Source organism: Rhodopseudomonas sp. BR0M22 (assembly GCF_010907035.1).
In the GTDB taxonomy this organism is placed as follows: domain Bacteria; phylum Pseudomonadota; class Alphaproteobacteria; order Rhizobiales; family Xanthobacteraceae; genus Rhodopseudomonas.
Genome location: NZ_QUMK01000018.1, coordinates 70,371 through 80,788 on the forward strand (window position 1 = coordinate 70,371; position 10,418 = coordinate 80,788).

Consider the following 10,418-nt stretch of genomic DNA (forward strand, 5'->3'; position numbering starts at 1 on the left):
GGGCCGCGTCGAGCCGACGTGGCCCGATGTCCTATGATCTCAAGGCCGGGAGCGCTGCAGCGTCTCGGACGGCTTCTCGCCGAACAAGTCGCGATAGTCGCGAGCGAAATGTCCGAGATTGGAGAAACCGCAGGATAGCGCCGCGGCCGTCACGGTGGTGGGCGCAGCTCCGTCCGCCAGCAGTTCGTGCGCGTGCTGCAGCCGTACCCGCTTGGCGAAGGCCATCGGCGAGTAGCCGCGGCTGCGCTGAAAGGCCTTGAAGATGCCGCGCGAACTGATGCCGGTCAGCGCCGTCAGCTTCTCGATGGTCAGCGGCCGCATCCAGTTGGCTTCGATATATTCCTCGACCTGCCGGACATGCTTGGGCGCCACGCCGTTGGCCTCGCGTTCGAGTTGGCGGCTGTAATTGTGCCGAAAGGCGGACAGGAACAGCAAGGTAATCGCCTCTTGCAGCTCCGCCAGCACCACATTGGGGAGCGGACTGCAATTGAGCTGATTAGTGAGGAAGCAGAGCAGCCGGCGCAGATTGACGACCTGTGGGGCTTCGTTGTTGGCAGCCGGCTCGAATTCCAGGGCTGCTTTCGGTTTGCAGCCGAGCAACGACGTCAACTTGCGCTCGAGCGCATTGCTGCTCACGCGGAGAACGCTGAATTTGTAGGTTGGGCCGTATTCGGTCCGCGCACTCTTTCCGGGCGAGATCGTGCCCGACTGCCGGGCGTTGATGGCCGTGGTCGAGCCGCCGCTTCGTGTGACGAACTGGCCGGCCAGAGCGATCTGGAGCCGCGCGCATTCGCGTTCCGGGAAATCGACCGTGATCGCGCCGATGCCGACGCCGTAACCGAGAGCGATGTCGTCGAGCTGGACGAAGTTGCTGCGCGCCTGGAAGTCTGCCGTCGCTGCGACCTCGACCAGCCGGGCGCCGTACACCGCGTCGAGTCCCCGCCGAAGTTCTTCCGGATCAGTGGTGTCGAATGCCGGGTAGCGCGCGAGCGGTTCGTTCAGAAGCTCGACAGTCATCTCTGATAACGCCTCCGGTCCCACAGCGTCCACGGCCGACCCTGGTAACAGAACGAGGGACCCGGATGTCACTCGTAGAATTCCCAGGTATTTGCGGATAATTGGACCTAACGGGCCGCAATTGGTTCAAGGCAATGATCAGGACACCGCCGCGCACGGCCCGGTTGTCCCGTTCGCCGTCATAGTTGCGTATGCGAACGGTCCGGTCGGGCGACCGCCGAAATCGAAGTCAGAGACGGAGACGGATTAAGGTTTGCTGGGCCGGAGATCAGGCTTCGCCGGTCAGGAACGGGTTGGTCAGCCGCTCCTGTCCAAAGCTGGAGCCGGGGCCGTGCCCGCAGATGAAGCCGATATCGTCGCCGAGAGGTAGCAGCTTCTGGGTGATCGATTGGATCAGGGTGGCGTGGCTGCCGCCGGGCAGGTCGGTGCGGCCGACCGAGCCTGCAAACAGCACGTCTCCGACCAGTGCGAACCGCATCGCATCGCTGAAGAACACGACGCTGCCGGGCGAATGGCCCGGGCAGTGCAAAATCTGGAAGCTCAACTCGCCGACCTGAACGGTGTCGCCGTCGTCGAGCCAGCGGTCGGGGGTGACGTCTCGGACGCCGCCGATACCAAAGCTGCGGCCGGAGTTGACGACGTTGTCGAGCAGGAACTGGTCGTCGCGATGCGGCCCGATGATCTTGACCTTGAGGGCATCCCGCAGATCGGCTGCGCCGCCGACATGGTCGATATGGCCATGGGTCAGCCAGATCGCTTCGACCGACACCTTGGTGTTTTCGATCGCGGCCAGGATTTCCGGCACGTCGCCGCCAGGGTCGACCACAACCGCCTTGCGGGTGGCATCGCACCAGAGCAACGTGCAGTTCTGCTGGAACGGCGTCACGGGAATGATCGCGGCGCCAGCCTTGGCCTTGGTCTGAGTCTCGGTCATGGTTCGACAATGCCGTGTCCGAGACAGTGAGTCAAAGATCGACTCACCATCTCCGAGGCTGGAACGCCAGGACGCGAAAGAGGCGCTTCGCTACCGCTTCAGTTGCGCCTTCAAGGTCGCCTCGACCTCGCGGTCGAACGACGACGCGGGCTTTGGCTGCTTGTCGCGCTGCGCCAGCAGGTAGGCGTCGCGTTGTTTCACCAGCGCCGCGAGCTTGTCGTTGAGCGCTTTGCGGGCCGTCATCTGGGCGTCGAGCTTGGCGGCGCGTTGCTCGGCGGGGAGGGCGCGCAGGTCAGGCGGCAGGTCCGCGTCCTTGATCTGATCGAGCTTCTGCCGTCCGGCCAGCACGTCGCTGACCAGATCGCCGCCGCCGGTGACCGCTTCGGACGAGCTGCGCGCGCGCTTGTTGATGTAGCTGGCCATGTCGGATGCCGCGGCCGGCGCCGCCGCCGCGACCTTGGCGAGCTGCCCGGCTTTCTCTTCGGTGCGCCGCTGCAGCGGGGCGGGGCCGTAAGGGATCACGGTGCCGTTGATCTGCTTTTGCAGGATGATGATATCGTCGTCATAGGGCGTCTCGATCACCACCAGCTGGCCACCGTCCTGCGGGATCGGGATGTAGCGCCCGCGCCCGCCATCGGCGATCTCGTGCCACACCCGCGCGGTGTCACGGGCGCCCCCGGCCTGCACCGCGTTGACGATGATGTCCTTCTGGCGAGCTACCGCCAGGGTCTCGGGGTATTTGGTGTCCTGGGCGTAGTCCATGTGGGGCGGCGCATCGCCGACCAGGAAGACGATGCGGCGGGTGTCGCTGCCCTGCCGCCAATGCAGCTTGTTGATCGCGGTATCGAGCGCCTCGTTGACGCTCTCCGGCCAATCACCGCCGCCGTGCGCCTGCAGTTGCAGGAGCTGGCCGTAGAGATCCTGGATATCGGTGGTGAGATCGACGCTGCGGACCACATAGTCGTCGCCGATGTCGCGATAGGCGACGAGCCCCATCCGGATTTCGGCGTCCGGATTGTCGTCGAGGATCGCGGTGGCAATCGACCAGATCTTGCGTTTGGCGGCTTCGATCAGCCCGCTCATCGAGCCGGTGGTATCGAGCACGAAGGCGACTTCCACCGCCGGGCGTGCTTGCGCCATTGTGGCAAAGGAGAGCGGAAGCGCCAACGCGGCGACGGCCAGCGCGCTTTTGAAAGTGATGCGTTTCATCGTGGTGGTCTCCGGCGCCCCCGCCAAGCCCGCACTGGGGTTTCTGCTGCGGCCGATTGCGGAACCGCAGTGCTGCTTGGGCACCCGCTCCGAGTTCGGCTAGACTTGGACGCGATGGAATCGAAGCCCGTTCAAATGATTCTGCCGCGGGACATGCGGCAGTCGGAGACTGCGCTGAATGTCGCGCGCGGGACGCAGCGGCTGCTGCGTTCGCTGGGCTTTGCCTGCGTCAGCGAACTGCCGCTGCCGTCCGGGCGTCGTGCCGATCTGGTGGCGCTGAACGAGCGCGGCGACATCTGGATTGTGGAGATCAAATCGTCGGTGGAGGATCTGCGGGCCGATCACAAATGGCCCGACTACCGGGCGCATTGCGACCGGCTGTTCTTCGCCTTCACCCAGGATTTGCCGTGCGAGATTTTCCCGGCCGAGACCGGGCTGATCGTGGCCGATGGTTACGGCGCCCATCTGCATTGCGAGGCGCCGGAGCACAAGCTGCCGGCTGCGACCCGCAAGGCGATGATGCTGCGCTTCGCGCTGGCTGCCGCGCAACGCCTCGGCCGGCTCAGCGACCCGCAGGGATTTGGAGAAGGGTAGTTCGTCCTTCGTCATTCCGGAGCGCGCGAAGCGCGAATCCGGAATCTCGACGGATGATTTGCGCGTCAGATTCCGGGTTCGCGACCTTCGTTCGCGCCCCGGAATGACCGCGCTGATAATCGGAACGGAGGGCTGTGCTTACCGCGGCGCGCGCTTGGCGAGGATGCGCTGCAGGGTGCGGCGGTGCATGTTGAGGCGCCGCGCGGTTTCCGAGACATTGCGGTTGCACATCTCGTAGATCCGCTGGATGTGTTCCCAGCGGACGCGGTCCGCCGACATCGGATTCGGCGGCGGTTCGGATTTCTCGGTGTCGGTCGAGAGCAGCGCCGCGACGACGTCGTCGGCGTCCGCCGGCTTCGACAGATAGTCCACCGCGCCCATCTTCACCGCGGTGACCGCCGTGGCGATGTTGCCGTAGCCGGTGAGGACGATGGCGCGGCAATCCGGGCGTTCGCGCTTCAAGGCCGAGACCACGTCGAGGCCGTTGCCGTCGCCGAGCCGCAGGTCGACCACCGCGAAGGCCGGCGCCGCCTTGCCGATCTGGGCCAGACCGCTGGAGACGCTGTCACAGGCCGTCACGGCGAAGCCGCGTGTTTCCATCGCCCGTGACAGCCGGTCGAGAAACGGCTTGTCGTCCTCCACGATCAGCAGCGAGCGATCGGTGTGGTCGTTCAGTTCGGGAATGGCGTTCACGGGCGTGGCTCCTCGTCGAGTGCATCAGGATATGGGGGTGCGGTAGCGCGCTGCCAAGGGCGGGAGCCTGCGACCGGAGCGCGCGGGGGCGGCTAAGTGATTGGTTCTTCCCTGTTTTCAGTGGTCTCGAAGCGGTCCCTGGGCCAGCTCAGTTGAACGATGGCGCCGTGGTCGGGGAAGGTCTTGTTGCGAAACTCGACCTTCGCGCCGGTCCGTTCGAGCAAGGTCCGGGCGATGAACACCCCGAGGCCGAGCCCGGACCGTTCGCGGTTGGGGTCGTCGGAGCTGCGGCGGCGCGACAGATACGGCTCGCCGATCCGCCGCAGCACGTCGGGCTTGATGCCCGGGCCGTCGTCCGAGATCACGATCTGCACCGCCTCGGCATTCCACCAGGCATTGACCTCGACCGCGGTGCGGGCGAAGTCGACGGCGTTTTCCAGAATATTGCCGATGCCGTAGAGGATCGCGGGATTGCGCATCACCACCGGCTCGGCTTCGCCCGATTGCGCCAGCCGGATCTTGATCGCGATGCCGAAGTCCCGGTGCGGCGCCACCGCCTCCTCGATCAGCGTCGATAGCGGCATGCGGTCGAACGGGGCCCCCGCGGACGACAGTTGCGCGATCTTGCCGAGGATTTCGCGGCAGCGCTTGGCCTGCTCGCGCAGCGTCCGCAGATCGGAGGCCATCTCCGGCGGGGCGCTCTTCTCCAACTCGCGCGAAATCAGGAAGATCGTCGACAACGGCGTGCCGAGCTCGTGGGCGGCGGCGGCGGCGAGGCCGTCGAGCTGGGTCAGATGCTGTTCCCGCTCCAGCACCAGCTCGGCGGCCGACAGGGCGTCGGCGAGCTTGCGGGCCTCCTCGGTGACCTGGAAGGTGTAGAGGCTGGTCACCCCGATCGCGAGCAGGATCGAGAGCCAGACGCCGACCAGATAGATCTGCGGCAACGCCACCGGTTCGTCACCGGCCCAGGGCAGCGGCAAATGGCTGTAGCCGAGAAAGGCGGCGCAGCCGGCGGCGAAGATGCCGAGCGAAATCGTCATGCGGGTCGGCAGCGCGGTGGCGCTGATCAGCACCGGCCCGAGGAACAGGAATGCGAACGGGTTCTGCAGGCCGCCGGTGAAGTACAGCAGTCCGGCGAGTTCCGAGATGTTGAGCGCGAGTAGCAGCGCCGCATAGATCGGCTCCATCCGCTGCATCGGATTGAAGGCGATCTGAAGCGCAAGATTGACCAGCCCGGACAGCGCGATGATCACGATGCAGGGCATCACCGCGAAATCGAATTCCAGTCCCTCCGCGACCACGAAGATCGCGGCAAGCTGACCGAGCGCAGCCAGCCAGCGCAGCCGCAGGATCGTGTCGAGTCGGACGTGGCGGCGAGGGTTGCGGAAGTCGGCGGAGATCAGGTCATCGGACATGGCCGGACAGTAGCGCCCGCCGGTGTGGATCACAATTGAGGCTCTCCGCGGCGGATTGCCCGGCCGGCGGCTTGCGCTCGGGCGTTGCAGTCGTCAAACAGGCGGCGTCATGGCAATCGACAGACACAGTGAGCCGGAAGTGCCGGCATTACCAACGGCCACGGCCGCCGCGATCGAGGTCGCGCATCTGTCCAAGGTCTACAAGGCCACCCGCGCGGTCGATGACATCTCCTTTACGGTGCCGCGCGGCGGGGTCACCGGGCTGCTCGGCGGTAATGGCGCCGGCAAGACCACCACGATCGCGATGATCATGGGGCTGGTGCTGCCGAGCGCGGGCCGGATTCGGGTCCTCGGCTGCGCGATGCCGGAGCAGCGCGCCGACGTGCTCGGTCGGATCAATTTCGAAAGCCCCTATGTCGATATGCCGTCGCGGCTGACGGTGCGGCAGAACCTGACGGTGTTCGGGAAATTGTATGCGGTGCCGGATCTGGCCGGCCGGATCGCCGAGCTGGCCGCCGATTTCGACCTGACCGAGTTTCTCGACCGCGCTTCGGGCAAGCTGTCGGCCGGGCAGAAGACCCGCGTGGCGCTGGCCAAAGCCCTGATCAACCGGCCCGAATTGCTGCTCCTCGACGAGCCGACCGCGTCGCTCGATCCCGACACCGCCGACTGGATCAGGTCTCATCTCGAACGTTACCGCAAGCAGCGCGGCGCCAGCATCCTGCTCGCCTCGCACAACATGCTCGAGGTCGAGCGGATGTGCGATAGGGTCGTGATCATGAAGCGCGGCCGGATCGAAGACGACGATACGCCGTCGGCGATCATGGCCCGCTACAACCGCGCGACGCTCGAGGAAGTTTTCCTCGACGTCGCCCGCGGCCGGGCACGGGATGCTGAATCATGAGGAGTTTGATCGAAGGCCTCGAATTCGGTCGCGGCATCGCCTGGCACCGGATCAGCGCCATGGTGATGCGCTACTGGTACTTGCTGCTCTCGTCCTGGCCGCGGCTGTTCGAGCTGGTGTATTGGCCGGTGCTGCAGGTGATTACCTGGGGTTTCCTGCAGAGCTACGTGGCGCAGAACGCGGGCTTCTTCGCCCGCGCCGGCGGCACGCTGATCGGCGCCGTGATCCTGTGGGACATTCTGTTTCGCGGCCAGCTCGGATTTTCGATCTCGTTTCTCGAAGAGATGTGGGCGCGCAATCTCGGCAACCTGATGATGAGTCCGCTGAAGCCGATCGAGTTCCTGATCGCGCTGATGATCATGAGTCTGATCCGGCTCACGATCGGCGTATTGCCGATGGTGCTGCTGGCGATGGTGGTGTTCGACTTCAATCTGTTCGGGTTCGGGCTGCCGCTCGGCGCGTTCTTCTGCAATCTGATCTTCACCTCGTGGGCGCTCGGCATCTTCGTGTCCGGGCTGGTGCTCCGCCATGGCCTCGGCGCCGAGAGTATCGTCTGGAGCCTGATGTTCGGGGTGATGCCGCTCGCCTGCGTTTACTATCCGGTTTCGGTGCTGCCGCACTGGCTGCAATTCGTCGCCTGGCTGCTGCCGCCGACCTACGTGTTCGAAGGCATGCGCGCGCTGCTGATCGATCACCAGTTTCGCGGCGACCTGATGCTGTGGGCGCTCGGCATCAATGTGCTGCTGTTCGTGGCCGCGTTCATCAGTTTTCTGGCGATGCTGAACAGCGCCCGGCGCCATGGATCGCTGATCCAGAGCGGCGAGTAGGTGGATTCCGGACAGGCCTGTGGACCGTCCGTGCTTACATTTTGCGCGGCAAAGCGCATATTTCGATCTTGTGATTGACGCGCCATAACCCAGCCGCCACTATGTTGCGCTGCACGGGGTTACGAGGGACACAACACGATGCCGGTCGTCATTGGTGAATTTGGTCGCCCGCCTGATATGCCTGCGGAAGTCAGTCCGGCGCTGACCACGCCGATGTACTGGTTCTACGAGATGGCGCACGCCTCGCTCAATCCGGCGCGGGCGATGTCGGACGCGACCAAGCTCGCGTTCAAGAATCCGCTCAATCCGTGGAGTCACACCGAGTTCGGCAAGTCGATTGCCGCCGCTTGCGAAGTGTTCGAGCGCACCACCCGGCGCTACGGCAAGCCGGAATGGGGGCTCGACGACACCGAAGTGAACGGTATGCGGGTTCCCGTCGAAATCCACAATGTCTGGGAAAAGCCGTTCTGCCGGCTGCTGTATTTCGAGCGCAAGCTGGAGCGGCCGCTGCGTCATCCGCAGCCCCGGCTGCTGATCGTGGCGCCGATGTCCGGTCACTATGCGACCCTGCTGCGCGGCACGGTCGAGGCGTTCCTGCCGACCCATGAGGTCTACATCACCGATTGGTCCGACGCGCGGATGGTGCCCGTCACGGCCGGCCGGTTCGATCTCGACGACTATGTCGACTACGTCATCGAAATGCTGCAGACGCTGGGCGGCAATGTCCACGTCATGGCGGTGTGCCAGCCGTCGGTGCCGGTGCTGACCGCGGTGTCGGTGATGGAAGCCAATGGCGATCCCTTCGTGCCGCTGTCGATGACGTTGATGGGCGGCCCGATCGACACCCGCCGCAGTCCCACCGCGGTCAACAATCTCGCCGCCGAGAAGGGGATCGACTGGTTCCGCAGCCACGTCATCACCAAGGTGCCGTTCCCGCATCCCGGCTTCATGCGCGACGTCTATCCCGGGTTCCTGCAGCTCAACGGCTTCATCAGCATGAACCTCGATCGTCACGTCGATGCCCATCGCAACCTGTTCAACCATCTGGTTCAGGGCGACGGCGATCTCGCCGACAAGCATCGCGAGTTCTACGACGAGTATCTGGCGGTGATGGATCTGACTGCGGAGTTCTATCTGCAGACCGTGGACCTGGTGTTCGTTAAGCATGCGCTGCCGAAGGGCGAGATGATGCATCGCGGCAAGCTGGTCGAGCCGTCGAAGATCACGCGCGTTGCGCTGATGACGGTGGAAGGCGAGAACGACGATATCTCCGGTCTCGGCCAGACCGAGGCGACGCATGATCTGTGTACGTCGATCCCGGACAATCGGCGCGTTCACTACGTGCAGAAGGGCGTCGGTCATTACGGCGTGTTCAACGGCTCGCGTTTCCGCTCGGAGATCGTGCCGAGGATCTGTGATTTCCATGCCTCCGCGGCCAGCGACGTGCCGGCGCGTGCGGCGGAGTGATTAGTACGCGTCGTCGATCAGCATCTGCTGTGGATGATGCGGTGGCCTGTGATGAGTTTGCGCTGAGAAATCAAGCGTAAGCCGATTTCTTGTTTGTTCATGCCGCCTGTGGGAATCCAGATTCACGGGTTCGGCAAGTAGTGAGTAGTGAGTCACCTCTCAGGGCATCGTTTTGAATCGAAATTCGCGAAAATTTCGAGTTCCAAGCCCCATCACTTAGGGGTGCGACATTCGGTTTGCCCTGTATATTGGGCAAATGATTTGTTTTTGCGCCGAGCGCTTCCAATGGAGGCGGTTATGGCAGATTCCAGGGGACCTTCTGTTTCCTGGACCTGCAGACATGGCACGCGCACTTCTCTATCGACGGCCCACCGAGCCGTCGACGATCCCTGTTCGGCACGGCTCGCAGTTCTTCGCCGTCCGCATCCGCCGCCACCGCCGAGCGCGGCGCTACACCTTGCGGATTCATCCGAGCGACCGCGAAGCGATTCTGACCATGCCGCCGCGCGGCACGCTCGCCGATGCCAAGGAGTTCGCGCAGCGTCACGGCGCGTGGATCGCGGCGCGCCTCGGCCGGCTGCCGAAGGCGGCGCCGTTTCTGCCGGGGACCTTGGTGCCGCTGCGCGGCCATGACCACAAGATCGTGCATCGGGCCGGTCGCGGCACGGTGTGGACCGAGGTGCGGGAGTCCGGCGAGAAGATCCTGTGCGTCGCCGGCGAGACCGAACACATCGAGCGCCGGGTGCTCGATTTCCTCAAGCGCGAAGCGCGGCGCGATCTGCAGAAGGCCTGCGATCGCTATGCGCCCGAGCTTGGCGTCAAGGTCACGCGGCTGTCGATCCGCGATCAGTCGAGCCGTTGGGGTTCGTGCACTTCGGCGGGCTCGCTGTCGTTCTCGTGGCGGCTGATCCTGGCGCCGTCCTATGTGCTGGACTATCTGGCCGCCCACGAAGTCGCGCATCTGGTCGAGATGAACCACTCGGCGCGGTTCTGGCGGGTCGTCGGCAAGGTGTGTCCGCAGATGGAACGCGCCAAGACCTGGCTCGACACCTGCGGCAACGATCTGCACCGCTACGGCATCTCGGACTGACCGGGGCTTGCATCGGCCGACTGAACGGTCCGCGCGGCCGTCAGCTTAATCGTCATCGCCCGCGCAGGCGGGCGATCCAGTATCGAAGAGCGCTCGTTGCGGCGCACGAGCGACCTCACCCCTCTGGGATACTGGATCCTCCTTGGGTTCACGATGCAAGTGCAACACCTGCTACAGTGGTGTTGCGATGGGACAGTGTTATGGCCAGCTCAGCCTCGAGGAGCGCGTTGAGATTTATCGCCTGCATGCGGGCGGTATATCTCAAAAT

General features: G+C 64.5%; 10 protein-coding genes. 5 read left to right on the plus strand and 5 right to left on the minus strand.

All coding sequences use genetic code 11. The features are described 5' to 3' along the window. Positions 1 to 39: 39 nt before the first annotated feature. The 3 genes from DY468_RS08115 to DY468_RS08125 all read right to left on the minus strand — a co-directional run bounded on the left by DY468_RS08115 (position 40) and on the right by DY468_RS08125 (position 3,160). On the minus strand, positions 40 to 1,017 hold the full coding sequence (locus tag DY468_RS08115) for an AraC family transcriptional regulator (RefSeq protein WP_164604064.1): 978 nt from the start codon (positions 1,015 to 1,017) through the stop codon (positions 40 to 42). 268 nt (positions 1,018 to 1,285) lie between these two features. Continuing rightward, positions 1,286 to 1,951, minus strand: coding sequence for an MBL fold metallo-hydrolase (locus DY468_RS08120; RefSeq protein WP_164604066.1), 666 nt, complete (start codon positions 1,949 to 1,951; stop codon positions 1,286 to 1,288). 90 nt (positions 1,952 to 2,041) lie between these two features. Next, a complete protein-coding gene (locus DY468_RS08125; protein ID WP_164604068.1) occupies positions 2,042 to 3,160 on the minus strand; it encodes a vWA domain-containing protein in 1,119 nt (372 codons plus the stop codon). A 114-nt stretch (positions 3,161 to 3,274) separates the two neighbouring features. On the opposite strand from DY468_RS08125, the gene DY468_RS08130 reads away from it, so the two are divergent. Then, positions 3,275 to 3,754, plus strand: a complete 480-nt coding sequence (locus DY468_RS08130) for an MmcB family DNA repair protein (protein ID WP_164604070.1) — start codon at positions 3,275 to 3,277, stop codon at positions 3,752 to 3,754. A gap of 138 nt (positions 3,755 to 3,892) precedes the next feature. Here the strand turns inward: DY468_RS08130 and DY468_RS08135 are convergent, their stop codons facing one another. Continuing rightward, entirely contained in the window at positions 3,893 to 4,447 is a 555-nt protein-coding gene (locus DY468_RS08135) for an ActR/PrrA/RegA family redox response regulator transcription factor (protein ID WP_164604078.1), read from the minus strand. A gap of 92 nt (positions 4,448 to 4,539) precedes the next feature. Further along, positions 4,540 to 5,862 carry an ActS/PrrB/RegB family redox-sensitive histidine kinase gene (locus DY468_RS08140; protein WP_164604085.1) on the minus strand — a complete coding sequence of 441 codons (1,323 nt, stop codon included), beginning with the start codon at positions 5,860 to 5,862 and terminating at the stop codon, positions 4,540 to 4,542. A gap of 109 nt (positions 5,863 to 5,971) precedes the next feature. On the opposite strand from DY468_RS08140, the gene DY468_RS08145 reads away from it, so the two are divergent. From DY468_RS08145 to DY468_RS08160, 4 genes are all read left to right on the plus strand, one after another. Then, positions 5,972 to 6,766: an ABC transporter ATP-binding protein gene (locus DY468_RS08145; protein WP_164604087.1), complete on the plus strand. Its 795-nt coding sequence runs from the start codon at positions 5,972 to 5,974 to the stop codon at positions 6,764 to 6,766. After that, complete coding sequence (locus DY468_RS08150; RefSeq protein WP_164604089.1) at positions 6,763 to 7,593, plus strand: ABC transporter permease; 831 nt, start codon at positions 6,763 to 6,765, stop codon at positions 7,591 to 7,593. Before DY468_RS08145 ends, DY468_RS08150 begins: the two co-directional genes overlap by 4 nt. 138 nt (positions 7,594 to 7,731) lie before the next feature. Then, positions 7,732 to 9,060, plus strand: a complete 1,329-nt coding sequence (locus tag DY468_RS08155) for a polyhydroxyalkanoate depolymerase (RefSeq protein ID WP_164604091.1) — start codon at positions 7,732 to 7,734, stop codon at positions 9,058 to 9,060. A 256-nt stretch (positions 9,061 to 9,316) separates the two neighbouring features. After that, a complete protein-coding gene (locus DY468_RS08160) occupies positions 9,317 to 10,150 on the plus strand; it encodes a M48 family metallopeptidase (protein ID WP_164604093.1) in 834 nt (277 codons plus the stop codon). Positions 10,151 to 10,418 lie beyond the last annotated feature (268 nt).